General features: G+C 47.4%; 25 protein-coding genes. 19 read left to right on the plus strand and 6 right to left on the minus strand.

The genetic code is table 11. From position 1 onward, the window contains the following. Positions 1 to 476 precede the first annotated feature (476 nt). Both S2091_RS19450 and S2091_RS19455 read left to right on the plus strand, forming a co-directional pair. Positions 477 to 680 (plus strand): tautomerase family protein, encoded by a 204-nt coding sequence (locus S2091_RS19450; protein ID WP_105533633.1) that lies wholly within the window; start codon positions 477 to 479, stop codon positions 678 to 680. Beyond that, positions 680 to 1,876, plus strand: coding sequence for a YbfB/YjiJ family MFS transporter (locus S2091_RS19455; RefSeq protein WP_243405499.1), 1,197 nt, complete (start codon positions 680 to 682; stop codon positions 1,874 to 1,876). Before S2091_RS19450 ends, S2091_RS19455 begins: the two co-directional genes overlap by 1 nt. A gap of 144 nt (positions 1,877 to 2,020) precedes the next feature. On the opposite strand, the gene S2091_RS19460 is transcribed toward S2091_RS19455, so the two are convergent. Both S2091_RS19460 and S2091_RS19465 read right to left on the minus strand, forming a co-directional pair. Further along, positions 2,021 to 2,545 (minus strand): TlpA family protein disulfide reductase, encoded by a 525-nt coding sequence (locus S2091_RS19460; protein ID WP_105533635.1) that lies wholly within the window; start codon positions 2,543 to 2,545, stop codon positions 2,021 to 2,023. After that, the gene (locus tag S2091_RS19465; protein WP_105533636.1) at positions 2,542 to 3,180 is read right to left on the minus strand and encodes a hypothetical protein; all 639 of its coding nucleotides are present in this window, start codon (positions 3,178 to 3,180) and stop codon (positions 2,542 to 2,544) included. The genes S2091_RS19460 and S2091_RS19465 overlap by 4 nt, the downstream gene beginning before the upstream one ends. Before the next feature lie 131 nt (positions 3,181 to 3,311). Between S2091_RS19465 and mpl the strand changes: the two genes are divergently transcribed. The 8 genes from mpl (at position 3,312) to S2091_RS24115 (ending at position 11,323) form a co-directional block, all read left to right on the plus strand. Beyond that, positions 3,312 to 4,718, plus strand: coding sequence for a UDP-N-acetylmuramate:L-alanyl-gamma-D-glutamyl-meso-diaminopimelate ligase (mpl, locus tag S2091_RS19470; RefSeq protein WP_105533637.1), 1,407 nt, complete (start codon positions 3,312 to 3,314; stop codon positions 4,716 to 4,718). Beyond that, a complete protein-coding gene (locus tag S2091_RS19475) occupies positions 4,715 to 5,299 on the plus strand; it encodes a YqiA/YcfP family alpha/beta fold hydrolase (RefSeq protein ID WP_105533638.1) in 585 nt (194 codons plus the stop codon). The genes mpl and S2091_RS19475 overlap by 4 nt, the downstream gene beginning before the upstream one ends. Next, positions 5,299 to 5,868 (plus strand): chorismate--pyruvate lyase family protein, encoded by a 570-nt coding sequence (locus tag S2091_RS19480; RefSeq protein WP_105533639.1) that lies wholly within the window; start codon positions 5,299 to 5,301, stop codon positions 5,866 to 5,868. The genes S2091_RS19475 and S2091_RS19480 overlap by 1 nt, the downstream gene beginning before the upstream one ends. Before the next feature lie 14 nt (positions 5,869 to 5,882). Beyond that, a complete protein-coding gene (locus tag S2091_RS19485) occupies positions 5,883 to 7,982 on the plus strand; it encodes a ribonuclease catalytic domain-containing protein (RefSeq protein WP_105533640.1) in 2,100 nt (699 codons plus the stop codon). A 135-nt stretch (positions 7,983 to 8,117) separates the two neighbouring features. Beyond that, entirely contained in the window at positions 8,118 to 8,996 is an 879-nt protein-coding gene (locus S2091_RS19490) for a TonB C-terminal domain-containing protein (protein ID WP_243405500.1), read from the plus strand. After that, positions 8,986 to 9,822, plus strand: a complete 837-nt coding sequence (gene aroE / locus S2091_RS19495; RefSeq protein WP_207769755.1) for a shikimate dehydrogenase — start codon at positions 8,986 to 8,988, stop codon at positions 9,820 to 9,822. The genes S2091_RS19490 and aroE overlap by 11 nt, the downstream gene beginning before the upstream one ends. Before the next feature lie 314 nt (positions 9,823 to 10,136). After that, on the plus strand, positions 10,137 to 10,820 hold the full coding sequence (gene mtgA, locus S2091_RS19500; RefSeq protein ID WP_105533688.1) for a monofunctional biosynthetic peptidoglycan transglycosylase: 684 nt from the start codon (positions 10,137 to 10,139) through the stop codon (positions 10,818 to 10,820). A gap of 308 nt (positions 10,821 to 11,128) precedes the next feature. Further along, complete coding sequence (locus tag S2091_RS24115; RefSeq protein ID WP_165795040.1) at positions 11,129 to 11,323, plus strand: hypothetical protein; 195 nt, start codon at positions 11,129 to 11,131, stop codon at positions 11,321 to 11,323. A gap of 22 nt (positions 11,324 to 11,345) precedes the next feature. Here S2091_RS24115 and S2091_RS24550 read toward each other — a convergent pair whose 3' ends face one another. Further along, positions 11,346 to 11,540: a type II toxin-antitoxin system RelE family toxin gene (locus S2091_RS24550; RefSeq protein WP_243405501.1), complete on the minus strand. Its 195-nt coding sequence runs from the start codon at positions 11,538 to 11,540 to the stop codon at positions 11,346 to 11,348. Between the two features lie 107 nt (positions 11,541 to 11,647). On the opposite strand from S2091_RS24550, the gene S2091_RS19515 reads away from it, so the two are divergent. Both S2091_RS19515 and S2091_RS19520 read left to right on the plus strand, forming a co-directional pair. Beyond that, positions 11,648 to 11,884: a type II toxin-antitoxin system Phd/YefM family antitoxin gene (locus tag S2091_RS19515; RefSeq protein WP_105533643.1), complete on the plus strand. Its 237-nt coding sequence runs from the start codon at positions 11,648 to 11,650 to the stop codon at positions 11,882 to 11,884. Beyond that, the gene (locus tag S2091_RS19520; protein ID WP_105533644.1) at positions 11,881 to 12,276 is read left to right on the plus strand and encodes a type II toxin-antitoxin system VapC family toxin; all 396 of its coding nucleotides are present in this window, start codon (positions 11,881 to 11,883) and stop codon (positions 12,274 to 12,276) included. Before S2091_RS19515 ends, S2091_RS19520 begins: the two co-directional genes overlap by 4 nt. Positions 12,277 to 12,369: 93 nt before the next feature. Here S2091_RS19520 and S2091_RS19525 read toward each other — a convergent pair whose 3' ends face one another. The 3 genes from S2091_RS19525 to S2091_RS19535 form a co-directional block, all read right to left on the minus strand. Then, a complete protein-coding gene (locus S2091_RS19525; protein WP_105533645.1) occupies positions 12,370 to 14,583 on the minus strand; it encodes a TonB-dependent receptor in 2,214 nt (737 codons plus the stop codon). A 675-nt stretch (positions 14,584 to 15,258) separates the two neighbouring features. Beyond that, entirely contained in the window at positions 15,259 to 17,319 is a 2,061-nt protein-coding gene (locus tag S2091_RS19530; RefSeq protein ID WP_105533646.1) for a sensor histidine kinase, read from the minus strand. A gap of 9 nt (positions 17,320 to 17,328) precedes the next feature. Beyond that, complete coding sequence (locus S2091_RS19535) at positions 17,329 to 18,039, minus strand: response regulator transcription factor (RefSeq protein ID WP_105533647.1); 711 nt, start codon at positions 18,037 to 18,039, stop codon at positions 17,329 to 17,331. Between the two features lie 255 nt (positions 18,040 to 18,294). Here S2091_RS19535 and S2091_RS19540 point away from each other — a divergent pair, with 255 nt between their 5' ends. The 7 genes from S2091_RS19540 (at position 18,295) to prmA (ending at position 26,828) form a co-directional block, all read left to right on the plus strand. Continuing rightward, complete coding sequence (locus S2091_RS19540; RefSeq protein WP_105533648.1) at positions 18,295 to 19,569, plus strand: SPFH domain-containing protein; 1,275 nt, start codon at positions 18,295 to 18,297, stop codon at positions 19,567 to 19,569. Positions 19,570 to 19,571: 2 nt separating this feature from the next. Next, positions 19,572 to 20,975 carry a hypothetical protein gene (locus S2091_RS19545; RefSeq protein ID WP_165795042.1) on the plus strand — a complete coding sequence of 468 codons (1,404 nt, stop codon included), beginning with the start codon at positions 19,572 to 19,574 and terminating at the stop codon, positions 20,973 to 20,975. A gap of 145 nt (positions 20,976 to 21,120) precedes the next feature. Next, positions 21,121 to 23,025 (plus strand): eCIS core domain-containing protein, encoded by a 1,905-nt coding sequence (locus S2091_RS19550; protein ID WP_243405502.1) that lies wholly within the window; start codon positions 21,121 to 21,123, stop codon positions 23,023 to 23,025. A 418-nt stretch (positions 23,026 to 23,443) separates the two neighbouring features. Continuing rightward, entirely contained in the window at positions 23,444 to 23,881 is a 438-nt protein-coding gene (gene aroQ / locus S2091_RS19555; RefSeq protein WP_105533650.1) for a type II 3-dehydroquinate dehydratase, read from the plus strand. Positions 23,882 to 23,959: 78 nt separating this feature from the next. Continuing rightward, entirely contained in the window at positions 23,960 to 24,421 is a 462-nt protein-coding gene (accB, locus tag S2091_RS19560; RefSeq protein WP_105533651.1) for an acetyl-CoA carboxylase biotin carboxyl carrier protein, read from the plus strand. Positions 24,422 to 24,529: 108 nt separating this feature from the next. After that, positions 24,530 to 25,912 carry an acetyl-CoA carboxylase biotin carboxylase subunit gene (gene accC, locus S2091_RS19565; protein ID WP_105533652.1) on the plus strand — a complete coding sequence of 461 codons (1,383 nt, stop codon included), beginning with the start codon at positions 24,530 to 24,532 and terminating at the stop codon, positions 25,910 to 25,912. A 22-nt stretch (positions 25,913 to 25,934) separates the two neighbouring features. Beyond that, entirely contained in the window at positions 25,935 to 26,828 is an 894-nt protein-coding gene (prmA, locus tag S2091_RS19570) for a 50S ribosomal protein L11 methyltransferase (RefSeq protein ID WP_105533653.1), read from the plus strand. Positions 26,829 to 26,834: the final 6 nt, after the last annotated feature.

Here is a 26,834-nt window from a genome sequence, read left to right on the forward strand (position 1 = left end):
AACGTAAGTCCATAGTATTGGCTGTATTCCAGGTCATAATGGCGGCTCCGATTGGACATCATTCTTGATGCCCAATAGTGTTACCTATGTCCTGATACAGGTGTTACCCATGTCTCACGTCTATACACTTCGCCAAAAAAGGTAACCCAAAAAAGGCGACCACGCTATTTCGGAAACCCCGATTATTTAACGGATAAATGGGAAAAGTTCGAAACTCGCCTGCGGCTCAAACAGCGAACCTTTCTTATCCATTTATCCGTTAAATAACCGGCCGAACTAGAAGTGGGGGTAGGTCAAAATCAACGTCAACGTCAACGTCAACGTCAAGATCAACGACAACTACAACTACAACTACAACTACAACTACAAAATCAACTGCCCCCCACATCATCACTACATTTCAACCAATCCCGTGCAATACAGCAATTTAATTAATAGTTTACAATTTAAACCCTTTCAAAAAGTTAAGGATTCCCATGCCCTACGTAAACTTCAAAATCACCCGCGAAGGCGCAACCGCCGAACAAAAAGCAGCACTAATCAAAGGCGTTACACAACTATTGGTCGATATCCTCGGTAAAAATCCGCAAACCACGTTTGTGACAATTGATGAAGTTGATACCGATAATTGGGGAATTGCTGGCGAAACCGTAACCGTTCGACGTCGTGACGGAAGATAGTGTCGCAAAATTCTAATCACCGCCAGGCTTGGCAAATTGCGCTATGCGGCATATTGGCGATAGGGGTAGCGCAAGGTATTGGACGCTTTGCGTTTTCTCCATTATTGCCAATGATGTTGCACGATAAGCTAGTCAACCTCACGCAAGGCGGCTGGCTGGCTACTGCAAATTACATCGGCTATTTTATTGGCGCGCTACTGTGCATGGTGTTTCACAAACATCCGACCCGATTTATTCGCATTGGACTTGTTGCAACCACGGTATTCACACTATGGATGAGCTTTTCGTCTCAGCTATGGTGCTTGCTTCTGTTACGGGCTTTGGCAGGTATCGCCAGCGCGCTAGTATTTGTATTTACTTCAGGCTGGTGCATGCAGCGCTTGACGCAACTGGGCTTTCCTACCTTGGGTGGGATCATTTATACAGGCCCCGGATTGGGGATTTTAATTACCGGAATTCCAGTGACATTTATGGTTGCTGCCGATTGGTCAGCGCAACGCGGCTGGTTGGTATTTGGGGTCATGGCGTTGTTACTCAGCGCCGTTATCTGGCCTATTTTTTCCGAACATTTATCAATCAATACAGATACGAATTCATCCATTAAACCTCGCCATTTACACGCAGCAAAACTCAGCGCTGAACAATTAAAACACCAAACCCGTTGGCTGATTTTTGGCTATGGCCTAGCCGGTTTTGGCTACATTATCACCGCTACTTTTTTACCGGTAATGGCACGCATAGCGCTACCCAATTCGGTTTGGCCGGATTTATTCTGGCCTATGCTTGGTGCGTCAATTGCGATTGGTGCCGCCTTAACTACCCGCGTCCCAATGCATATAGATAACCGCAGCATGTTAATGCTGTGCTATATAACGCAAGCAACTGGGGTATTGTTTGTGATTTTATTGCCGAATGTGCTGGGCTTTATTTTGAGCAGTATTTTTGTTGGATTACCGTTTAGTGCGATTGTGTTTTTTGTAATGCGCGATGCACGCCGTTTGCGCGGCGATGCGGCTAACCGCTTGATGGGGTTATTGACTGCAATTTATGGAATCGGCCAAATTAGCGGGCCGCCGCTGGCCACTCACTTAGTCACACTGACAGGTTCATTTACGGCTTCGCTGTTCGTGGCAGCCGGCGCATTAACTGTTGGTGCAGTGTTATTTGGGATACTTGCAAGATCAAAGTTTGAGTAAAAACGGCATAAAATCTAACGAATTCAATCGATTTTTGCATTGTAAAAATGCTGTTTTTTGACAGCATTTTTTATCTCCATTGCTAAGTTTTCCACTGGCGCACAAATGCAAAAACAATTCAAGAACATTCTCAAATGAAAAACCCTATTTAACTGCCAAAATATCTTGGCGCAATTGCGTCATATCCAAACGGCCACGGTAGGTTTTAACGACAGCGCCGGACTTATCCAGAATTACGGTAAATGGCAGGCCGCCGGACCGGTTTCCCAAGTCGGTAGCAAGCTGCGTACCGGACATGCCAGCAACAAATAGCGGGTAAGTAATTTTATATTTTTTAGCAAATTCAGCCATGCTGTCCGGGCTATCGATACCTATCCCGATAAAGCTGATTTTCTTGGCGGCCAATTCAGTTTGCATAGCCGACAATTCCGGCATCTCTTGCACACAGGGTCCGCACCAGGTAGCCCAAAAATTGACAACCACTACCTTATTACGATATTCAGCGAGTGACTTGGCTGCGCCGTTTGGTGCTGCGGGCACAGTCGGCAAGCTACTGGCATATAAAGCGTCGCTGACTTGCGGTTTTTCAGCATGCAAGCTGGAAAAATACAGTCCAAAACCGCCGAACACAATTGCAACCAGACTGGTAATTAAAAAACGTGATTTCATGTGGGTAAACTTTCTTCAATTAAATGTTGGAGTGCGCTAGCGTTAGCGCGAGGCATTTTTTTAGTAGACAAGCGACGCACATCATCGCTGGCAAATAACACTAAATGTATTACTTCATTCGCACGCATAAAACTCAAGGTTTCTTGCGCCTCCTGTTGTCTCGATTGATGCCCTTGCAACGTTTCAGACACTTCAAACTGAATCCGTTGATTCAATAAGTAAATAGCGACTTCCTTATTGTTATCGACGAACAACTGGATAAAAATTTCGCTATGCTCACCGGCCGTGCCATTCAGCACCGCACCAGTTAAGTGGGGATTAAATTGCTCCAGCTCTTGCAGTAGAGTCAGCGCTAACTTTCTCAAATACAACAACCGCGCAGGCTGGCTATCGGCAAAGAATAACTGGTTATATAGGCGAACTTGTTGCTCAATCAAACTATTGTCAGGCAAGCTATCGTGATTAATTTTGCTGGAACCCAACACTTGCTGCGCTGCTTTTTGCTTGGCAATGGCATAAGTTGCGCCATCTTCCGCGATGAATCGAGCCGCAATCGTGGCTATTTCATTACGTAAATCTTGCTTTTGCGTTGTGTGTGATTCAACAATCACAGGTTGCGGAGAAAGATGCTTCATAAAATCAGTTCAAAAACTAGCGTTTGTAATGATAACCTAAGCCTGCACAACAGGTAAAATGACGGGATTATTTTTTTTGAGCAATCGATTGCGATTGCAATTACGCTTGAGAAGCGAGGACATAACCTTTTATGCGTATTCATATTCTTGGTATTTGCGGCACTTTTATGGGCGGGTTAGCAGTATTAGCCCAACAAGCCGGCCATACCGTCACCGGCTGCGATGCCAATGTGTATCCGCCTATGAGCACGCAATTGCGCGAACAAGGCATCACATTAATTGAAGGTTATGACCCGGAACAAATTAATCAAGACATTGATTTATATGTAGTTGGCAATGCCATAGTCCGCGGCAATCCATTAATGGAAGCCATTTTAAATCGCGGCCTGCCATATTGTTCAGGCCCAGCATGGATGGGTGAACATATCCTTACCGGTAAGTGGGTACTAGCTGTGGCAGGTACTCACGGCAAAACTACCACGTCAGCAATGCTGGCCTGGATACTGCAGGAAGCCGGCTATGAACCTGGCTTTTTAATTGGCGGCGTACCAAATAATTTTGGTATTTCGGCTCGATTGGGTGCAGATGCCACCAAGCCGGCTTCCAACTTTTTTGTCATTGAAGCCGATGAATACGACTCGGCCTTCTTTGACAAGCGCAGCAAATTCGTTCATTACCGCGCAAAAACTGCGATCTTGAATAATCTCGAATACGATCACGCCGATATTTTCCCCGATCTGGCCGCGATTGAAACCCAATTCCACCATTTAGTACGCACTGTACCTGGCATTGGTCAATTAGTCGTTAATGGTCAGGAACCGGCATTGCAAAGAGTCTTGCAACGCGGTTGCTGGAGCGAGAAAACATTTTTTGGCGTGGCCGATGGCTGGCATTTTGTTGGCGATGAGGTGCTCTTTAAAGAACGCGCTTATGGGCCATTAGTCTGGCAAATACAGGGCGAACATAACCGCCAAAACGCCTTGGCGGCGATTGCAGCGGCACATCATGTTGGCATCGCGCCGGAACTTGCGCTGGAAGCACTCAGCCATTTTGAAAACGTTAAACGGCGCATGGAAGTACGCGGCGTCGTCAACAACATCACCGTCTATGACGACTTTGCCCACCACCCAACTGCCATCACCACCACCATTGCCGGCTTGCGTAAAAAAGTAGGTACGGCGCGCATTTTAGCTGTGCTGGAACCGCGTTCCAACACAATGAAACTCGGCAGCATGAAAGCCGCTTTACCGGGCAGTTTGGAGCAGGCTGATTTGGTGTTTGCTTACGGTGCCCTGCAAGGGCGCGATACCTTAGGCTGGGATTTAGCAGAAAGTCTGGCTCCGTTAGGTGAGCGCGTCACCACTTTCAGCGATTTATCGGCATTGCAAAATGCGCTATTGGCGCAAGCACGACCAGGAGACCATATTTTAATTATGAGCAATGGCGGCTTTGGCGGTATCCATCAAAAATTGGTGGATAGTCTAGCTACGAATTTATCTGTACCCTTTAACCATCCAACCCAAGCCGAGTTAACATGATTCTTTATTTACACGGCTTTCGTTCTTCGCCCGCTTCATTTAAAGCACAAATGATCCGCGCAACACTCCAGGAAACTGGCCGCGCAGAAGAATATTTGTGCCCGCAATTACCTGCATCACCCCAATCGGCAATAGCGTTATGCCTGCAACTATGCGAGCAGATTGATCCGTCCGAATTAACCATCATCGGTTCATCACTAGGCGGTTATTACGCTACCTATTTGGCCGAAAAATTATCCTGCCGCGCTGTGTTATTAAACCCAGCTGTTAAACCGCCGCGTGATTTAGCTGCCTACATCGGTGTCACCACCATGTATCACAGCGATGACGTGTTTGAGTTTACCCAGGAATATGCGCAAGAGTTATCGCAGTTTTCGATTAATCAGATTACCCAACCAGAGCGCTATTTTTTACTCGCCGCCACCGGCGATGAAGTGCTCGACTGGTGTGAAATGGTGGCGCACTATCTCGGTGCAAAACAACACATTATTACCGGCAGCGATCATGGTATTTCTGAGTTTGCCGATTATCTCGATCAGGTGATGGAATTTTGCGACGGTGCTATGGACGGTGCTCAGTAATGCTGGCCAAACAAGCCGCCAGGAAAGCGCAATGGCATCATCACGTCAACCATGTGCAGGCGCCAAAAGCCATGCGGCATTGGCTGACTGATGCCGGCTCACTGACGGCTAAATTAATCACGCATAGCAGCAAGTTCCGGGTGCAGCGCGTTTATCAGCAACATGATTTTTGTTGGGCGGATGAATACACAGAAATTGGCTTAAGCAAAGCCAGCAAAGTACATGCGCGGGAAGTATTACTGCGCTGCGACGATGCACCGGCAATTTATGCGCACACCGTTTTACCCTTAAGTTCTACCGCCAGCCAATGGCCGCTATTTAAAGCCTTGGGTGAAAAATCGTTAGGCAGCACCTTGTTCGGTGATCCGCAAGTAGTGCGCGGCGCGTTGCAATTTGCGCGCTTGCAGCCCAATCACCCTGCCATGCGCAGAGCACAACTATTAACAAACAAAAAGTTTGATCAGCCTTTATTTGCGCGCCGCTCGCTATTTTTCAGACGTGGCGGCGTGATGTTGGTGACCGAATTATTTTTACCCGCCATTGCGGACCTTACCACTCATATTAAGTAGAAACGACGAATTTAATGAACGTATTTTTTGAAGAATCTGGCGACTTTAAAGCTGGCGCAGTCATGTCGCAAACGCCCGATTCATATCAGGTGGAACTCGCCAGCGGCAAACGCTGCAAAGTAAAAAGCCGCGACGTATTAATTCAGTTCGCCGCGCCGAGCGCAGAACAGTTGCTGCGCGAAGCACATGTGATTGCCGAAGAGATCGACCTGGATTTTTTATGGGAAGTCGCCGGTCTGGAAGAGTTTGGTTATGCCGATTTAGGTAAAGAATATTTTGGCGCAACGCTATCACCAGCCCAAAGCGCCGGCTTGATTTTCCGCTTGCACAGCGCACCGATTTACTTTTATAAAAAGGGGCGCGGCCACTACAAAGCCGCTCCTGCTGCGTCCGTGCAAGCGGCGTTGGCCGGGATAGAAAAGAAAAAACAGCAGGCAATAATCCAAGCTGACTACGTTGAACAATTAAAGGCAGGAACTTTGCCGTCTAGTATGCAGGCGATGGCGCAGCAATTACTGTACAAACCAGACAAAAATACGCTGGAATACAAAGCACTGGCTGCGGCATGTCAAGAATTGCACACCAGCCCGGAACGTTTAATGTTGGCTACCGGCGGCATTGCCAGCGCTAAAGACCTGCATTTTTCCAAATTTCTATTTGATTTTTTCCCAAAAGGCACTGGCTTTAGCCACTTAATGGGCAACGTCACGCCGCCTGAATTACCTAAAAATTTACCCATCGCCGATGTCGCCGCTTTTTCAATTGATGATATTAGCACCACCGAAATCGATGATGCCTTATCGGTCAAAACGCTTGCCGACGGCATGCTGCAAATCGGTATCCACATTGCGGCTCCTGGCTTGGGAATTAACCGCGAAGACGCCATTGACAACATCGCCCGCAGCCGCATGTCAACGGTGTACATGCCAGGCGACAAAATCACCATGTTGCCGAACGAACTGGTAGAAATATATACCTTGGGCGCAGGCCAGACCCGCCCTGCCGTTTCGTTATACGCCACAGTCAATCCGGCCGACTGGTCATTAATTAGCACCGTAAGCAAAATTGAAGCAGTGCCAATTTCAGAAAATTTGCGCAATAACACGCTGGATGAACTGGTGACAGAAGAAGCACTAGCCGCCAACGAAGGCGACTATCCGCATAAAGCGGACATTGCCGTATTGTGGCAATGGGCGCAATCTTTAGAGCAGGGGCGCAACCTGAAACGCGCTGGTTTTGGTTTAAAGCCGGAGCAAAATAATCGCACCGATTTTAATTTTTATGTGGAAGACGATGTCGTTTCTATCGTCGCCAGAAAACGCGGCTCGCCGTTAGATAAAATCGTCGCTGAATTAATGATTTTTGCCAATAGCACCTGGGGCAAACTGATGAACGACCATGGCATTCCCGGTATTTACCGCAGCCAGGGCGTAGGTAACGGCGGTTGGGCAGCACGCATGCAAGTCAAAATGCTGACTCACGCAGCACCGCATCATAATTTGGGCGTAGACCAATACGCGTGGAGCACATCACCGTTGCGTCGCTACACCGATTTAGTCAATCAATGGCAAATCATGGCGTGTATTCAACACGGTGTTACTGCACCGTTAGTCGCGCCATTTAAACCACGTGACGCGACCTTGTTTGCGATTGTTTCGGCCTTCGATGCGATGTATTCCGGCTATAACGACTTCCAGTCCAGTATGGAACGCTATTGGTGCTTGCGCTGGTTTGCACAAGAATGGCAAGCGCAGCGTGCTAAACACGTAGAAGCGCTGGTGATGAAAGAAGATTTGCTGCGTCTGGTTGATATTCCGTTAGTAATCCGCTTATCCGGTCTGCCGAGCATGCCGCGTGGTTCGCGCGTCATGCTCGACATTATTGGCTGGGATGAAGTCGACTTAACGCTGGAAGCACGCTTCCTGGAATTACTGTCCAGCCCGGATACGGCATTGACTATCGACGAAGAAGAAACTGAAGCGGATCAAGAAGAGAGTAGCGATGAGATTGGTGACGAAATAGCGGACGAAACAGCGACTGAGATCGAAAATGATAGTCTAAGTACGCCAGAAATACCTGAGCTATCCACCGATACCCATCAACCGGAACCATAATCATGCTGCTATATAGAGACGCAACAGAGTGATGCGTGTTTGATGAATGTTTAGCTGGCGAACTTTGACAATAAATACAAAGTTTGCCATAGTGCAATTAATTTAGCTCATTGTAACTTTAGGCGTACCCCAATCTTGCAAAATCCGACTTTCACTATCGCCATCATCGCATCGCTATTAGCCCATGCGGTGTTACTACTCATTCACTTTGTGGATCCACCACCACTGCCTCCGGTCGCCACCGATCCCGGCTTGGACGTGATCTTGGTGAATGCCAAGCATGACCACGCGCCACTAAAAGCCCAAGCCTTAGCCCAAGCCAATTTGGATGGCGGCGGTAATGCCGACGATGGCCGCGCCAAGTCGCCGATTCCAGATATGCATACCAGCGAAGACGGTGATGCCATTCGTAAAACGCAACGCCGGATTGAAGAATTAGAAAATCTTCAGGATCATTTATTATCGCAAGCGGATAAAGCGTCGTTTAAAGTGCCTACAGTGCTGGATAAAACCAAGACTGATGCACCCAAACCCGTAATTAGCGGCGACGATCAATCTGAATCCCATAAAGCTCTCACCCGTATGCAGGCAGAAATTGCGCAAACGATTGAAGACCAAAACAAGCGCCCACGCAAAACGTTTATCACCCCGAGCACCAAAGCGGTTGGCTACGCGATGTACTATAAAAACATGCAAAAGCGCATAGAAGACATGGGCACCATGCAGTTTCCGGAAAAAAATGGTGAAAAATTATATGGAGAATTAATCGTCTACATTCCCATTTTTCAAGACGGCACCATTTATGAAAAAGAAGGCGGCCCGCGCATTGAAAAATCATCCGGCAACAAAGCGTTGGACAAAGCCGCGTTACGCATAGTCAGACATGCCGGACCGTTTGGCACCTTCCCACAAAATATGCGCTCAAGCGACAAAGACGATTTATGGATAGTCATTACCCGCTTTAAATTTACCCATGATCTCGATTTAATCACCGAGTTAAAAGATGCAAAATAAGGCAAGCCAGCCGCTGGATCAGTATGCGGTTATAGGCAACCCGGTGGCGCACAGCAAATCACCTTTGTTGCACGCCGCCTTTGCCGCCCAATGCCAGCAAGCCATCTGCTATCGTGCCCTGTTAGCTCCGCCAGATAGTTTTGCAGCAACCGTAAAACAATTCATCAACGACGGCGGCCGCGGTGCCAACGTAACGCTACCATTTAAGCTGGAAGCCTTTAACCTGTGCACAGCATTAACTCCACGCGCACAAGCCGCCGGAGCCGTCAATACCATGTGCTTTGAAGGCCAAAAAATCATCGGCGACAACACCGACGGTTGCGGCCTGGTTAGCGACATCGTACGGAATGCCGGTGTGACATTGCAAGGCAAACGGATATTATTATTAGGTGCTGGCGGCGCAGCCCGTGGCGCGATATTACCTTTACTAGAATGCCAGCCAGCCGAACTAATCATCGCCAACCGCAGCATAGAAAAAGCCCAGCAACTAGCCGAACAATTTAGCAGCTTCGGGCAAATCAGCAGCAGCGAGTTCGCCCAAATCAAAGGTCAGTTTGACGTAATCATCAACGCTACCTCCGCCAGCATCGCAGCACAAATCCCCCCAATTCCAGACACGGCATACAACAGCAATTCCTTAGCCTACGACATGATGTACTCCGACCAGCCCACCGTATTTATGCAACACGCAGCAAAGCACCAAGCACAAACCCGTGACGGCTGGGGCATGCTGGTGGAGCAAGCTGCGGAAGCTTTTTATGTTTGGCGGGGAATGAGGCCAGATACGAGTGAGTTATTAACTAGAAATATGAGCCGCGCTATTTAATGGGTGTTCCGGTTGGTGTTGACGTTGCTTTTGAAGTTGTTTTTGACTTACATCCACTTCTAGTTCGGCCGGTTTTTCACAGGGAAAATGGATAAGAAAGGTTCGCTGTTTGAGCCGCAGGCGAGTTTCGAACTTTTCCCATTTTTCCTGTGAAAAATCGGGGTTTCCGAAATAGCGTGGTCGCCTTTTTTTGCTTACTCTTTTTTGGCGAGACAAAAAAAGTGAGTAGCCGCCGGTCTACCACCGGCCCCAAGCCAAAAATCAATCGCGCTAGTAAATTTAATCAAAAAATAAAATCTGGAACAACCCGAACAATGAAACTATTAAGAAGAATAATCCTAGGCGTATTACTACTACTCATCCTAATCCAACTCTATTTCTTCGCCCAAATCTGCTGGTGGATCAACCACAACCCCAGCTCAACCTCCTTCATGCGCCACCAACTCTCCATAATCAGAGAAAAAAAACCTGATGCCCAATTACAGCAACAATGGCTCCCCTACGACCGCATTTCCAACCAATTAAAACGCGCCATCATCGCCTCCGAAGACGCCAATTTTTCTGAGCACGACGGCATAGATTGGAACGCCATGCAAAAAGCCTACGAAAAAAACACCAAAAAAGGACGCGTAGTATCCGGCGGTTCAACCATCACCCAACAACTAGCAAAAAACTTATTCCTATCCGGTCAGCGCAGCTATATTCGCAAAGGCGAAGAATTCATCATTACCTTCATGCTGGAAGCGGTAATGGATAAAGAACGCATCTTTGAAATCTACCTAAACGTAGTCGAATGGGGCAACGGCATATACGGAGCAGAAGCCGCCGCCCGCCATTACTACGGAATTTCCGCCGCGAACTTAAGCGCAAGCCAAGCCGCCAGATTAGCAGTCATGCTACCCAACCCTCGTTTCTACGACCAGAATCGCGGTTCAGCGTATCTGCAAAAACGCACCGATTTAATCGTGCGCAGAATGGGTGCATCGACCTTGCCTTGAGGGTTTAGAGAGTTGTGGAATGTTAAAGTTGATCCCATTTTTTGGAAGAAAGATAATCTTATATACGTAAAAGGAGTCAAGTTTTTCAGTTCATCGGACTTGCCATGCTACTTTGTTTTTGCAACAGCCTTGCGTCCGCGAAAGATATACCTCGTTACGGTATATTCGTTTATTCGGATTTTTGCACATCCTCAATTAGTGGCGATCTTTACGGAAATCGCATTACGTTGCGTAGACTAATCGATGGCGACACACTTATTTATGAATACACGGATGGGAGTACGCATGTCGTTGTCGCAGACAATCTGATGCTGGATCCTAAATCTGGAAAGATAAACTTTGAGGTTCACGCTCAAGAAAATTTGAATGCGATTGTGTCTGGCCAATTTTCAAATGATGGCGGCAGCCTGACTGCCCACGGCATGTTGTTCAACGAAATGGCTACGGTTACCCTCAAGCTAACAATGAATTTTTCTACTCCCATCAAAAACTGCAAGAAGTAAGTGACGCACCAAGGAATCAAGTCTAACTATCATACAAATAGGGGAGTATTCCAGCCTTTTCGGAAGCAGCCAACCCAGTGGATTGATTTGAAGCGATACGCTCATCATCGGTACGCCTCGCGCGGATTTCACAAATCAAATACCAGTCGCCGACCCGGTATTTCCAGAATTCACCCAACTTGCTACCCTTGAGCACATCGCCAATGCGGCGCGACATCTATTAGTCTTAATGAAAATCGCAAAGAAAAAATCCGTTATTTGTCTAATTGTATAAGCCCCTGAATTAGACTAATATGACTACAGCAATATGACTATAGGCATAATATGAACAGCAACCAAGTTTCAAAATCAGAATTTAAAGCCAAAGCCCTTGAGTTTTTCCGCCAAGTTGAAGCGTCAGGGCAAAGTGTCATTGTGACTGACCACGGCAAACCTACCTTAGAAGTTCGCCCCTATCGTAGTACTGAACACCTGCCGCTTGACGTTTTGCGCGGCTCAGTAGTGCGTTATGACAACCCGACAGATCCAATCGCTGATGATGAATGGGAGGCGGCTCAGTGATCGTTTTAGATACGCATACGCTGATATGGTGGGTCACTGGCGATCCCTTGTTAAGTAAAAAAGCCAAAGCCGCGATAAACAAAGAAATGGTGGATGGCGAAATAATCGTTTCCAGCATCAGTGCCTGGGAAATTGCCATGCTGGTTGAGCGTGGCAGATTATTTTTATCCATGGATGTGGCAAGCTGGCTGGCGACCGTGGCAAAAATTGATGCGCTGCACTTTATGCCGGTAGATGTAGAGGTTGCGATGAACTCTGTTAAGTTACCAGGTGATTTTCATAAAGACCCGGCCGACAGAATGATCGTCGCAACCGCCAGAAAATTGGCCGCCACGTTGGTGACGAAAGATGAAAAAATTCGAGCCTATGCACACGTTAAAACTATTTGGTAACAACGTGTTAAAAGCCAGAGGCTGATCTGACATCCAGTTATTTTTCTATAAAAATAACTGGATGTCAGACCACATAACTAAGCAATACCAATCTTAAAACTTAAGATTAAACGCCGTAGAAATAGACCGCCCCATACCCGGAACCGGTACTCCCCAAGGAATGCCATTGGCCGACATGGTCTTTCCCTGACCGATATAAGCTCCGCCAAGTGGCAAACCATAAAAGCGATTAAACACATTATCGATACCGATATCGAAACGCGCGTTGCCCCAAGTATAACTACTGCGCAGATTAAACAAAGCATAACCGCCGGTCTGATTTTCATTTCTAACTTCTGACACACGGTTTTTAGCAGCCACCAATTGCCACTCAGCGGTATTACTCCAATTACCCACACTTTGCACCACAGCCAATTTGGTATTAAGCGGCATAATGTTGTACAAATTGTCGCCCGTAGTCAGATTGCTGCCTCGTGTGTAATTCAACACACCATTCACAACAAAACTGCCATAACCAGCGTATTCACCCAGATTCATTTGACTAGAAACGTCCATGCCATAAAGCTGGGCAGTTTGATTTACATATTGTAGATTGACGAAGCCGGTTGTGGCAGTCTGATTAGCAACCGTACAATTAGATGAGAACGAAAGCGGGCAACGCTGGGCATCAACATAATCTGTCACGTAAGTATAGTAAGGAGTCACCTTTAAATTCCATTGTTCTTTATCCGCATCATGCCAGTCCCATGTGGCGCTAACCGTATGAGCCACTTCGGGCTTGAGATTAATGTTTCCGACATAACCGTTACCATCACCGGCAAAATTATTCATCACTGCTGCCATTGTCATGGCCGACCAGGTATAACGCTCATACAGATTAGGCGAGCGGGTTTTCTGGGCATAGCCCAACTCCAGCGTTTGCGTTGGGCTGGCCGTATAACGCGCCAACGCGGTCAGGTCCAGATTGTGATCGGTACGTTGATGATCCAGTGCATTAAACGCTGCTGCATCGTCTGCATACATCGGCCTGTCGTTATAACCCTGTATCGCACCGGCATTCATTTTTACCATTTCACTGCGCAGGCCTAATTGACTAAACCATTGCGGACTCCAGCTGGCATCCCATTCTGCAAAAAATGCTGCTCGGTCGCGCTGTCCGTTATTAATATTCTGAAACGTACCCGGTCCCATTCCGCCAACCGTGTCCATTGACGCCGGCCACCAATCATTGAGCCGGAAATTTTGAATTTCGCTACCCAGTTTGATCGTATCTCTTGCGGAAAGAAGTATATTTCCCTGAATTAGCGCGCCTCTGTTTTTGCCTGAACTTTCCATCGGCATACCAAGTGCCGTGCCATATTGAAGTTGTTTATCTTCGCCAAACTGCATTTTATGACGGGTCGTCTGTTCATAGATTCGCGTCTCCAGATCACCCCATTGAAACTGCCCGGTATAACGCAGGCTAAATTGCTTGTTATTATTTTCCGTCATATCCATGCGCTGATTCGGGAACAGTTCATAAGGAACATCCTGCATGCTAGCTTTAAACTCAAGCAAATTATTCTCGTGACGTAATGCCAGACCAAGCTCGTGATTTTCTGATTTATAGGCAGACGAACCCACTTCATTTCCCGCCAGCCAGCCACGATCGGCCGCGGCTGGCCCTGCCGCTTTAAAATCCTGCGCGGCTCGGTAGTTATTCGACTGTGCCGTGGAACCGTTGTAGGTCAGATTCAGATATTCGTTCGCGAGTGTTGTTGAAAGATTAGTGCCGTAACCATCGCCATTGCTGCGATAAAAGGCACCGAGCTGCCCTTTCAACAGAGTCCCCTCTCCGCTGCGGGCAAACTCCGGCGCGGCTGAATTAACTTGAATCGTCCCGCCGATGCTGTCGCCACCGGCACTGACTGGCGTAATACCGGTATAGACTTTAATGATGTCCACATTGGTCGGATCAATATAGGAAAGCGGCGAATTCATATGATTGGGGCAGGCAGACACGAGCCCCATGCCATCCACCTGAATCCGTACCCGGTCATCGGCCATGCCATGAATGGCAGGCAGGCTTGAAATACCGCCCGCACCGTACAGACTAATACCGGGAACGTCTTGCAACAAGCTTGCCGTGTCGCTACTAACTGGACGTTGCGATGCCAAACTGGCCGCATCAACATCGGTTCCGCTAAACGACTGAACATCAATTTTCTGCCCGGTTACGACGATGGCATCCAATACTACTTCTTGCGCAATGGCTGAGAACGGTGCGGCAGCAAGAAAAATGACAAAGGGTTTTAGAGGAAATTTCATGTTTTTTACTCTGATAAATTCGTGCGTAATTCATTGGCAATAGAAATGACAATGATTTGCTATTTTTTCTAAAAGCAAAGCCTCCGAACCCGCGCAATCATGGTGATGACTGCGCGGAGTCGGAGGCTTGGTCTCAATTACTTGGCAGATAAAGCCCAAAATACGGAGGGTGCTATTGTTTTTCGTTGCATGTAATTCCTAATTAACTAAAATAATATTTCTCTACATTAAAGAGCAAACCGCCTTCTACAAAAATTAACTTGTTTATTCTTAATGGTGAAAATGTCACATAAATGGATTTTTTGTAAAGAAATTATTATATGCGTTTACTAGGAATTACGTGTCGACGAGCGCTCTGCGTCGCAATGAAAATAAAATTACCGCTATTTTCATTAAGTTTTGAATTATTTATATTACTAAGGAAGAAAGGGATCAGCTCCATGAGGTGTGTCGGTGGAGCAATGTAAGGCTCAGGGTAATTAAGTATTTCGTGTTTTACTTAAATCCTATTGCTAGGATTAGTTATCAGCCACGTAAACGTTTTCCCCTTCTTGCAAATGGAATCAGGCCGAACATTCCAGCACCGGTCCATAATTTAATCAACCAGAACTAACGAACTAAGTATAGAGATTCAGATATTAGCCACTCTTTACACATGCCATTACCCAGTATTTTTTAACTAACGCCCCGTTGCAAACTCAACGTAAAGCTAACTCCATCGCTTACATTCTCAACACTAATCGTGCCGCCCATTTTGGCCATATAGGTTTTGGCGACAAACAAGCCTTGGCCGCGATTACCATTCGCGCCCGAATCATGTTGATCCGAAACGCCATATTCAAAAATCTTATCAATTAATTCCAGCGCAATTTGCGGCCCCTGATTATGAATAGTGATACTAGCGGCCGTTTCACTGGTGATCAAACTCATGGTAATAGCACTGCCAGCTACGCGATAACGCTCAGCATTACGCAACACATGCGTAACGACATCTTCCAGCGAATAATCATCGGCTCGTACCATCACGGGCAGGTCAGCTCCGATAAATTCTACTTGGGTAATTCCCACACAAGGCGCATTGCTGGCGACATGTTTCAAGAATGTGGTGATGTCGATTTCGGTAACTTGCAAAACGGTGGATTGAAACGCTTCGCTCGGTGAAGCACTCCCGTACAGGACTCGAATCGCCTGCTGCATACGATTGATGTAACGGTTGCTCGGATCTTCATTAGTGCCATGCAAAACCATTAAAGATTGAAGCGGCGACATAATTTCATGACCAACGGCATGCCACATTTCTTTTTCCTGTTCGGCACGGATCGCCTCACGTTCCACATCTTCTTTTACCCGTCGCAGTAAATCATGCAAACAGCTGGCCAAGATACCTAATTCATCTGAACTGCGTAAATCGCTAACATCAAAACGCTCCAAGCCGCCCGCGCCTTTCACCGTTTTTGATAATGACGACGCCCGTTTGGTGAGCAAGGTAATGCGATGAATAATGCCAATCTCGATAAATAACCAGGCTAATAATAAGGCCAGCAACATCCCGCCGACATACCAGGAAATCCGACTGGCGACGACGCTCAAGCTTTTACTTACGCTGCGCACGTCACCCTGTAAAATCACTTCATAATTACCCAGCGGTGTGCTGATTTCTTCCACGCTATCTAATGGTTGATCAAATTCACCTACCGGTAAGCGACGAATTAAGCGAGTCAATAAATTCCACGAATCGTCTGCGTTATCAACTATGCCGGCGAGTTTAATTAAATCATTCTGACCTGCTAATTTGCGTATTCGCAATGTTTCGCCCGGCAATAAGCTGGACTGCAACTCACCCAATGAAAATGGCGCGGCAGTCGGTACGCTGCTACTGTCAAACAGCACTTCGTCGCTGTTCGGCGCCAGTACAGAAAGTTGTACCTGTATCTGATCAAGATCTTCGGGCGGCCAAACTGGGCGCTTTTTTTCAAACAATGCATCTTGTAATACCGCAATCGGCAACCGTAACGAGAAAAACGCATTCTTTTTACACGCCGCGTCAGCATCATCTAACTCAATCTGATTGCAAACTGCTTTTTGCCAAACCCAACCGCGAAATTCTTTTACCGGTCTGGCATTGGGTTTATTGGCGTCGTCTTCCCAAAAACCCGTAAACCTACCGCGCAAGCCTTGCATTCTATTGGGCGCATCTACTTCAAATGGCGCAATCCAGCGATAGGATTGTCCGCGTAAAGTGACGCTGACTTTGATCCGATGTGACTGATTCAGCATCAGGTCACCGCGCTGATGTGGCACCAGCGTAGCGCTATTGAAGTTACCCGCTGCGTAGATGAAGCCGCCTGCCCACGGGTTATTACCAATACCAACACAGAGCGAGCCGCTGCTGCCGTATTGCACCAGACAACCCGACATGGTGATAGCTTGTTGCACCTTGTTTTGGTCATCAAAATCCAACGCAGAAAAAGGGAGTAGCAGCGGATGCAATCCCGTTCCTTTTTTATCTCCAGGCGGATTAAGCAAAGCCAGTTGCCCGACCGGATGGCGCAACGTGGCAGAAATTTGCTGCTGCGATTTTTTAAAACTGGTTTGATAATTATTGTAACTAAGCTGTTTTTCCTGCTGCAAAACAGAGAGCGCCAATGCCACGGTTGCCAATGCCAATAATAAAAATGCGCCACGAAACAACAGACGCAGGCGATATGGCGCGAATGACGTCAACAGCATATTCATTGCCTCCACTTAGTTACCGCCATTGGCGCTATCGACCCAACGAAAACCGCGCATCGGAACGTTTTCTATGCATTCAAAATTAGCGTCAATTTCACGAAATGCTTCACGTATGGTGCTCACATGCTTGCGGATATTGTCACGATTACGGCCACTTTTCACGACCTGGAATAACTCGTCATAAGACACCACCTGGCCGCGACTGGCAAACAAAGCTGCCAAAATCCGCTGAGCAGTCAATGGCAGGTTGATGCGCTGACCGCGCCAGATCGGCGAACGCTGTCGCAATGGGTCCATGCTCAGCTCATCCGCTGCTGCGGCCGGCTTATCAATTTGCTGTTTGCGCTCTTTTACCGAACGTAACATCTCTAAAAACGTATCGATAAAATCGGCCTCTTCAAAGGTCGCTTTTTGCAGGTAATCCCAGGCATCCAGTGCTTTCATGATGCTGCGGTAAATAGTGGCGGGCATGGCGGATACCACCAGTACCGGCGTGGCGTGATGCTTGTTGATCGCATTAATGATAGCGACCCCGGCATGACGTTCGCGACCAAGCTCAATATCGAGCACGATCAAATCATATTTTTCGCGGCTAATAGCGGCTTCCGCTTCGTCGCGGGTATGCCATTGGTCTATTTTGATGCCGGGTTTTGCGGCTTCAATCCAGGATTTGAGTTGATTACTGGTCGGAAGATCATCTTCAATAACGGCGACTTTTAGCATATTTTATTCCGGCAAGTTCTCTGATTTTAGGAGTATCCACGCTTTTTCTAAAAAAGTCATAAATTGGCTGTGAGCTTTTCCTCACAGTCCGGATAAAGCGCAGCCGCCCAGTGATGTTTCTGCCCCTGCGACTACATTGAATGCTCCGCGCAAGGCGAGGCATGATCTGTATCAGGGAAAAGCAGTGCCAAACTTCAACCAGACACTGCTCCCGAATCGAGTAATTTTTCATTCATCTTTTTAAGGAGCGCTGTCATGTTGAACCGTATAAAACCGTTGGTGCACGCTGTTTCTACTACATTGATTTCCGCTGCCAGCAGCGGCGCAGCAGGGATTAAATCTGGTAGCCGTGCAGTCATCTCACTGGCATCCGGCAAATTCTCCAGCCTTGTGATTTTAGGTGTGGTTGGCGCAATCGGTTACGGTGTGTATAACCATCCGCCTGTGAGTTATATCAAGCGCGGTCAGATTGGCGTGCGGATTAATCAACTCACAGGCAGCAGCGAATTAATCCATGAAGGGATGGTGGTGATCGTACCGGGCGTGGTTGAATTGCGCCAATATTCTTTGCTAGACCAACTGTATCGCCCGGTAAAAAGTAGCAAATCTGACGGTGAAGCGCCGTTTCAGTCAATAGAAGGTTTGTCCCTGGGGGTGGATTTAACGATACGCTATGCGCTGGATTCAAGCCGGCTGGCTGGCATGTCGAAAAGCCTGCCACAAGATATTAACGGTGAAATTGTCGAGCCATTAGTACAAGGCGTAATTTATAAAGCATTTACACGCTATACCGTGCGAGAAATTTTCTCTTCCAAACGTCAGGAAATTCAACAGCAGATTGAAGCCGAACTCAAACCCAAACTGGCCGCTGACGGCATTCTGTTGCGCAGTGTGATGATGGGTAAAATCGATCTGCCGCAAGATTATAAAAACGGTATGGAAAAGCTACTTTCTGCCGAGCTGGAAACAGAAAAAATGAAATACACGCTGGATCTGAAAGACAAACAGGTTAAGCAAACCGCGCTGGAAGCCGAAGCCGATAAAGTCAGACGTGAAACTGCCGCAGAAGCCGCCGGGAATGAGCAAATTATTGCAGCCAAAGCGCAAGAAGAAGCGATGACGCACGTTTTACCGTTCAAGCAAAAGCAAATTGAACAACGCCAGTATGAAGCCGAAGCAGAAAAAGTAGCGCGGATTAAAACCTCGGAAGGCACCGCCCAGGCACGCGTAATTGAAGCCACCGGTGAAGCTGATTCACGCCGTAAATTGGCTGATGCCGAAGCGTATCGTCAAGACTTGGTCGGCAAAGTCGCCAGCGCCCAGCTGGAACGGGACGGTGAATTATTAACCAAACATCCTTTGCTGATTCAAAAAACCATGGCCGATAAATTATCGGACAAAATTTCGGTCATCATTGCGGCACCTCCAGCTAACGGCGGTTTTATTGGATCAGCTTTACTCGGCATGGGAAATAAAACCGAACAGGCTCAAGCACCTGCAGTTGAAACAAGTAACCAGGAAGGTCAATAATCATGTTAGCGACACTTGCATTCATCGCCATCGTTACCCAAGACCAGGCGCAATTACGGGCAGCTCCGAAAGATCAGGCACAACAACAGGCGGTGTTATGGCAAGGTGACAGCCTGGAAATTCGCGGCGAAAAGCTCGATTATCTGCAAGTCTATGATCATCGCCGCGAACGGGCTGGCTACATCAAAGCGTCGCAAGTGCGCCTGGTTTCTCTGCAACCGGATGACGCGCCGGAAAGCATGGCTGTCGTACGATTTTTGCGCGACACGCCGGGTGCCGAAGCACTGGGAATCAGTTATACCGCCGCGTTTTTAAAAGCAGCTCCCGCAACAGCCATTAGCCCCGAAGCATTTGATGCGCTGGGCACGATGGCCGAACGTCTGGCACGCCGAGCTTCCACGCGTCAGAGTAAACAAAATGACGAAATCATCGCGGCGCACCTGGACGTGGTGGCGCAATACGGCATCAAAATTCAAGGCTATGAGCGCGATGGCCGCATGCAATTGTGTTACGACGGGGAAGCGTTCCGCCGGGTACTGGCGATGAATTCCAGCGAGGAGCAAAAAGCCCGCGCTGCATTGGCCTTGACCCGACAAGATTGCAGTGATCCGGCTATGCGGCCGATGGAACGTAACAGCCTGGATGCTTGGCGCGCCGAGGTGTTGGATAGAGTGGTGCCAACCGGTTTGCCTGAATATTTAAAAAACCGTTTGCGCATGCGCCGTGCCGCAGTCTGGTCCAGCATTGCTTATCAACGCATCCGTAAAGGTGAAGCAGCGCAAGATGCCGCCAACCGCGCATTAATGGAATTAGCTGGCGTAAATAAAGAAGAATTTACCAATGAAGATAATGCAGCTTATGCGGAAGCGGGGGTGCGCGTTGGCGCAAGCCGTTGGGCTGCTGAAACTGTAACCACAGCAAAATCGGGTTTAACTATACAAACCAGTGCTGGGCAACCAGGTGAAACCTGCGTGGTGTTAGTCGATGATAAACACGACCAACGCAACCCCCTAATCAAACGTTGCACTTACGGCGTGGTTTGGACTGCATCAGCACGCGCCAATGTGAATGGGTCTGTATTGACGCTGGCGGTGCAACCGATGGAAAGTTGGCGCGAACTATGGCTGTTTCATCAGATAAACGGCAGTTGGATAATTGATGTGCTGCCACCTGCCATCAGCGATCCGGATCTGGGTTATGCCGAATTTGCTGGTTGGGTGCCTGGCACCACTAAAATGCTGGTAGCACGTGAAGCGCGGGTGGATGGCCGCTTTAAACGTAGCTTTGAAGTGGTGAATACGGAAACGCTACAAGTGGAAAATTTTGCCGATCAACCTGCTTCATTGAGCCTGTTTTATCGCTGGCAAGATCCGGTATGGAAACGTCAGACAGTGAGTTTGCGATAGATCGCTCACTGTGATTCGAAAAGGACGCAGTAGCTTTGTGTCCGACAGCAATCACAAATCCACATATAAATTTGTTCTTTATTTAAAACAAATATAAACTTTCCAATCTAATTCTCCATTGTTTCAAGAACATACGAGGTAACGAATGAGCACAGCAGCACCTTTGCAGCAAACCAAAGCAGAATCAAATGAACGCCGCAAAAAGTCAGCATCACAGCCTATGACTCAGCTGGCCGCCGATTTCGTCGATTTTCGCTCGCAAGCCGCAACGCAAAGACAGCTGCAAAAAATTGCGGACAACAGCGCTCAAGCCAGACAACTCAAAACATGCAGTGACATGTTACAAAATAGTCCGCGTGCAATGCAAACCATGAAAAAAACCACGGACTCCGTCGGCGAAGGATTGCAAGACAATTTCAGGGCTACGCAAAGAGTGGGGAAAGACGCTTTTCTTCCAGCGCCCTCCTCTATCGAAGACAGCGTACAACTGATTGAGCACACGGCAACCAAGCCAAATAACACCGGCTTGCCTAATCAACTCAAGGCAGGCATAGAGTCGCTTTCTGGTATGAGCATGGATCATGTAAAGGTCAACTATGACTCGGATAAACCTTCGCAGCTGAATGCCCATGCGTATGCACAAGGCAGTGAGATTCATGTTGCACCAGGACAGGAGCAGCATTTACCTCACGAGGCTTGGCATGTGGTGCAACAAGCGCAAGGGCGGGTCAGACCGACGACGCAGTTAAAAGAAGGTGTGCCAATAAATGATGATGCAAGCTTGGAAGCTGAAGCGGATCTGATGGGTGCCCGCGCATTAAGCAATGCGCAACTTATGCCTTCGAAAAAGCAAGCTTGTCCAATTTCTGTCTCCGATACAAAGCAGCTCATGTTAAGCAAAGATCCGAAAGCAGGAGCGAACATAAAAATATGGGCTGGCGACGATGGCGTGCTTGAAGTCACCTTTGTTAAACATTCAAAGGGAAAAGTATTCTATCAGCCATTGATAACCGGGAAAATGCCGAAAAAATCCCCAAAACCCACCGTAATTGATGAAAAATTTGCATTTGATCTAATGATGGGTAATGCCGAAATTAAGCGCCGAGTTGAGACCGATGCAAAAGAGGAAATTGAAGTTTCTGACATAAAATCGACGGTGCCAGAGACAGTCTTGAATTTTCTGATGGAAAAAGTAGCATTATTCGCCGATGCAAATGATGTTGAGAAACCTGAGATGACGCCAACACGGATGCTGTTAGCAATGGGAAGTAGCGATATATTAAAAGTTTACCTCGATCAGGATTGGACGGATGAAGAAGGTGGTGAAAAGTGGTTTATTGAAAATTATGCTGAATATTTCGACGATGAAACACTGGGGTTGTATCAAAGTATGAATGCAGCAACCAACTCGGTTCTGAGAAGTGATACGGCAACCTCAAGCGATACGTCTTCTACCACTAAGAAGGCAAAGTGGATGCACGAGTCGATTAAAAAGCAGAAGGCAGTTCTTATAGGAAATGCCGGTCCGAATAAATTATTGTCCTCTGGAACAAGCCTGCATCATAAATTATCCAGAAGCCGCATTAAAAGAATGCTGCGCTTGTTTCAAAGCGCATCGTCCCCGGCAATGTCTAGCGCATTACACGCAATTACGCGAGAAACAGGAATTACGGACCCCAAGAAAGCGTTGGAAAACTGGGCACCAAATCTTGAACTGGGCCCCATTGTTAATGCACGCGCCGAAGGAACCGATCCTGGTGCAGGATTTGATGGGAACGTAACGGATGGCAGTTTAACGCCAAGATCAAAGGAGTTAGCAGGTATTGATATAGCTTTGTTGAATGCTGAAAGTGCTGTCGACTGGGATGCGCTTGCAGCGGCACTGGGACGAATACAAACTGCACACGGTACGGGAAATCAAATAACTCCACCAAAGTTGGGGCAATGGCATCAGACTGACGGTGGCATTGTCCGTGATAGAGAACCAAATGAGGGCAAGGAGGAAGCCAAACAAGAATTTGAGGACGAGCTTTCCGACGATAGCGATTAAATTGAAGATTAAGAATTCAGATTGTTCTGCACCGACGCGAGAGCATTAAATATGGAACACACATCACATGAGCAACCCGGCCAGTTTCGCAGCATCCCAAACTATTTTTTAAAAACCAATTCAAACCAACAACTTAATTAACTAAATACCCAGTTTATTTCCCCAGTTCATCACAAATTTCTAAACTTACAATACATATCGTAATTATCGTTTCTTAAAAGCAATTTTTTGCGTATTTTTTCTTGCCAAGCGTGCTTTGAAGTGGCAAAGTGCCGCTATCGCTAATCGAACTAGATTGTTGGCTCTAATTGTTTTATTGGCTTAGCTTGTTGTTTAGTCCTAAAAAAACTACATCAAGCCTAGTTTCAATTAACCTTTAGCTACTACAACAATTTTCATCCACTTTTTAAACTCATTAATGGCAAAAAACCTTTTACTGTTGAACGGACCGAATCTAAATTTACTCGGCACCCGCGAACCACAGGTATATGGCATAACCACCCTGCAAGAGTTAGAACAAGCCGCTACTGCGCAAGCATTGGCAGCGGGTGCGCAGTTATCTTGTTTGCAAAGCAACCATGAAGGCGTTCTGATTGATCGAATTCATGCTGCAAAACAACAAAATGTGGATGCAATCATTATTAACCCCGGTGGACTCACTCATACCAGTGTCGCTTTGCGCGATGCATTGGCTGGCGTCGCGATCCCGTTTATTGAAGTGCATATTTCCAATGTGCATCAACGCGAAGCCTTTCGTCACCACTCTTTTTTATCCGAAATAGCCCAAGGCGTGATCTGCGGTTTGGGGGTTGATGGTTACCGCTTAGCAATAGATTTTGCACTGCAAAAACATTAAATTCTTCCATCTACCGCTAATTACCTTATAATTGCGGCGATTCAGAAAAACACATCCAATACAAAAATGGGGATTCATATGGATTTACGTAAGCTAAAAACGTTGATAGATTTAGTCGCTGAGTCGGATATTTCCGAACTAGAAGTGACTGAAGGCGAAGGCAAAGTTCGTATTGTTAAGGCGTCAGCACAGCAACCTCAACAGGTTATGTACATGCCACAAAATATGCAGCAAGGTCATTACGCAGCACCTGCGCCTGTTACAACGGCAACGGCGGCAGCAGCTCCTGTGGCCGAAGTTCCTGCTGGTCACATTGTCAAATCACCGATGGTTGGTACTTTCTATCGCTCTTCTGCTCCGGGCAGCCCATCTTTTGTTGAAGTTGGTGCGACAATTAAAGAAGGCGACACGCTGTGCATTATTGAAGCAATGAAACTGCTTAATGAGATCGAATCTGATTTTTCAGGTGTCGTAAAACAAATATTAGTTGAAAACGGGCAGCCAGTAGAATTTGGTCAGCCTTTATTTGTAATTGTTTAGTCTTTGAATACCGTTGATGTGACTGCTGCAATTGAAATTGATACGGCGCTCCATCAACTTTCCTAGACATTAGGCCACCGCTTTATCCTGAGATTGTCATTAAATACCATGTTTGAAAAAATTCTAATTGCCAATCGTGGCGAAATTGCATTGCGCATCCAGCGCGCTTGCCGCGAAATGGGCATTAAAACTGTCGTGGTGCATTCTGAAGCTGACCGCGAAGCTAAATACGTTAAGTTGGCCGATGAGTCGGTCTGTATTGGGCCAGCACCTTCCTCATTAAGTTACTTGAATATGCCCGCTATTATCAGCGCGGCAGAAGTTACTGACGCACAGGCGATTCATCCCGGTTATGGCTTTTTAGCCGAAAACGCGGATTTTGCTGAACGCGTAGAGCAATCTGGCTTTGTATTTATCGGCCCACGCTCGGAATCGATCCGTTTAATGGGCGATAAAGTATCCGCAAAACACGCCATGATTAAAGCTGGCGTACCTTGCGTACCGGGATCTGAAGGCGCATTACCTGACAATCCAAAAGAAATCGTACAAACCGCGCGTAAAGTTGGCTATCCAGTCATCATTAAAGCAGCTGGTGGCGGTGGTGGACGCGGTATGCGCGTAGTGCATACGGAAGCCGCATTGTTAAATGCAGTAACGATGACCAAAACCGAAGCAGGTACGGCGTTTGGTAATCCTGAAGTGTATATGGAAAAATTCCTGGAAAATCCGCGTCACGTGGAAATCCAGATTTTGGCCGATAGTTTGGGTAATGCCGTTTGGCTCGGTGAGCGCGATTGCTCCATGCAACGCCGTCATCAAAAAGTATTAGAAGAAGCGCCGGCACCCGATATTCCGCGCAAAATGATTGAAAAAATTGGTGAGCGTTGTGCCGAAGCCTGTCGCAAAATGGGTTACCGTGGCGCAGGCACCTTTGAGTTTTTGTATGAAAACGGTGAGTTCTATTTCATTGAAATGAATACCCGGGTTCAGGTTGAGCATCCGGTCACTGAAATGATTACCGGCATCGACATTGTTCAAGAACAAATTTGGGTGGCCTCTGGTGAGCCATTGCGCTTCAAACAGCGCGACGTCACCTTTAAAGGTCATGCGATTGAATGCCGTATCAATGCAGAAGATCCGTTCAAATTCATTCCATCTCCAGGCAAAATCACTTCCTGGCACGTGCCGGGCGGCCCTGGAATTCGGGTTGATTCACATGCTTATGACGGTTATACCGTGCCGCCACATTACGACTCCATGATCGGTAAAGTGATTGCTTACGGCGCTACGCGCGAACAAGCTATCCGCCGCATGCAAATTGCGTTGTCTGAAATGGTGGTAGAAGGAATTCAAACCAACATTCCATTGCATCGTGAATTAATGGTGGATGCGCGCTTTATTGAAGGCGGCACCAACATTCATTATTTGGAACATAAATTAGCCGAAAAACCGGATTTACCAAAAGCATCGCAAAAAAACGGTAAAAAATAACGGTAACACAAGAGGAAACGGCATGAGCTGGATTGAAATCGTAGTTGAAGTAGCGCGTGCGCAAGCAGAAAATTTTTCTGATGCATTAATGGAATTGGGCGCCTTATCGGTCTCGGTAGAAGATGCCGACGAAGGTACTGACGCCGAACAGCCATTATTTGGCGAACCCGGTATGGAACCCAAGGAAGCGGCTTGGGAGCGCAGTCGCGTTATCGCGCTGACTCCAACCGATTTTAATCATGCTGAACTGGTTGAACTTGCTGCAGCACACTGCAAAATGCCAGTACCGGAACACAGCTTGCGTTCCGTTGCCGACCAGGATTGGGTGCGCTTAACGCAATCTCAATTTGAACCGATGTTAATCGGCAAAGGTATCTGGGTTGTGCCTAGCTGGCACAGTGCGCCTGACCCTACAGCCATCGTACTGGAACTTGATCCGGGCTTGGCTTTTGGTACCGGCAGCCATCCAACCACACGTTTATGTATGGAATGGCTGGAAGAAAATCCACCGTTAGATAAAACCGTATTGGATTATGGCTGTGGTTCAGGCATTTTAGCGATCGTGGCTAAGAAACTGGGCGCTGGCCAAGTCGAAGGTATTGATATTGACCCGCAAGCCGTCGTCTCTGCCGAATTTAACGCTGTGCGTAATCACTGCGAAATTGACTTTTCATTGCCGAATAAAGTGACGACAAGTACTTACGACGTGGTCGTCGCGAATATTCTGTCGAATCCATTGAAGCTGATGGCGCCGATGCTGTCCGCCAAAGTGGCTGCTGGTGGCGCCCTAGTTTTGTCTGGCGTGTTAGCCCGACAAGCGGATGAAGTTACCGCTGCTTATGCACCATTTATAGCTCTGTCTGTTTGGCAAGAACGTGATGGTTGGGTTGCCTTGCACGGCCGTCGTCCATCCTAAGCCCGG

This window comes from Solimicrobium silvestre (genome assembly GCF_002976435.1).
GTDB classification, from domain to species: Bacteria; Pseudomonadota; Gammaproteobacteria; order Burkholderiales; family Burkholderiaceae_D; genus Solimicrobium; species Solimicrobium silvestre.

Coding starts and splice junctions, on each gene's coding strand:
- S2091_RS19450 (WP_105533633.1), top strand. CDS start 477: ATGCCCTACGTAAACTTCAAAATCACCCGCGAAGGCGCAACCGCCGAA.
- S2091_RS19460 (WP_105533635.1), bottom strand. CDS start 2,545: ATGAAATCACGTTTTTTAATTACCAGTCTGGTTGCAATTGTGTTCGGC.
- S2091_RS19465 (WP_105533636.1), bottom strand. CDS start 3,180: ATGAAGCATCTTTCTCCGCAACCTGTGATTGTTGAATCACACACAACG.
- mpl (WP_105533637.1), top strand. CDS start 3,312: ATGCGTATTCATATTCTTGGTATTTGCGGCACTTTTATGGGCGGGTTA.
- S2091_RS19475 (WP_105533638.1), top strand. CDS start 4,715: ATGATTCTTTATTTACACGGCTTTCGTTCTTCGCCCGCTTCATTTAAA.
- S2091_RS19480 (WP_105533639.1), top strand. CDS start 5,299: ATGCTGGCCAAACAAGCCGCCAGGAAAGCGCAATGGCATCATCACGTC.
- S2091_RS19485 (WP_105533640.1), top strand. CDS start 5,883: ATGAACGTATTTTTTGAAGAATCTGGCGACTTTAAAGCTGGCGCAGTC.
- aroE (WP_207769755.1), top strand. CDS start 8,986: ATGCAAAATAAGGCAAGCCAGCCGCTGGATCAGTATGCGGTTATAGGC.
- mtgA (WP_105533688.1), top strand. CDS start 10,137: ATGAAACTATTAAGAAGAATAATCCTAGGCGTATTACTACTACTCATC.
- S2091_RS24115 (WP_165795040.1), top strand. CDS start 11,129: ATGCTGGATCCTAAATCTGGAAAGATAAACTTTGAGGTTCACGCTCAA.
- S2091_RS24550 (WP_243405501.1), bottom strand. CDS start 11,540: ATGTCGCGCCGCATTGGCGATGTGCTCAAGGGTAGCAAGTTGGGTGAA.
- S2091_RS19515 (WP_105533643.1), top strand. CDS start 11,648: ATGAACAGCAACCAAGTTTCAAAATCAGAATTTAAAGCCAAAGCCCTT.
- S2091_RS19525 (WP_105533645.1), bottom strand. CDS start 14,583: ATGAAATTTCCTCTAAAACCCTTTGTCATTTTTCTTGCTGCCGCACCG.
- S2091_RS19530 (WP_105533646.1), bottom strand. CDS start 17,319: ATGAATATGCTGTTGACGTCATTCGCGCCATATCGCCTGCGTCTGTTG.
- S2091_RS19535 (WP_105533647.1), bottom strand. CDS start 18,039: ATGCTAAAAGTCGCCGTTATTGAAGATGATCTTCCGACCAGTAATCAA.
- S2091_RS19540 (WP_105533648.1), top strand. CDS start 18,295: ATGTTGAACCGTATAAAACCGTTGGTGCACGCTGTTTCTACTACATTG.
- S2091_RS19545 (WP_165795042.1), top strand. CDS start 19,572: ATGTTAGCGACACTTGCATTCATCGCCATCGTTACCCAAGACCAGGCG.
- S2091_RS19550 (WP_243405502.1), top strand. CDS start 21,121: ATGAGCACAGCAGCACCTTTGCAGCAAACCAAAGCAGAATCAAATGAA.
- aroQ (WP_105533650.1), top strand. CDS start 23,444: ATGGCAAAAAACCTTTTACTGTTGAACGGACCGAATCTAAATTTACTC.
- accB (WP_105533651.1), top strand. CDS start 23,960: ATGGATTTACGTAAGCTAAAAACGTTGATAGATTTAGTCGCTGAGTCG.
- accC (WP_105533652.1), top strand. CDS start 24,530: ATGTTTGAAAAAATTCTAATTGCCAATCGTGGCGAAATTGCATTGCGC.
- prmA (WP_105533653.1), top strand. CDS start 25,935: ATGAGCTGGATTGAAATCGTAGTTGAAGTAGCGCGTGCGCAAGCAGAA.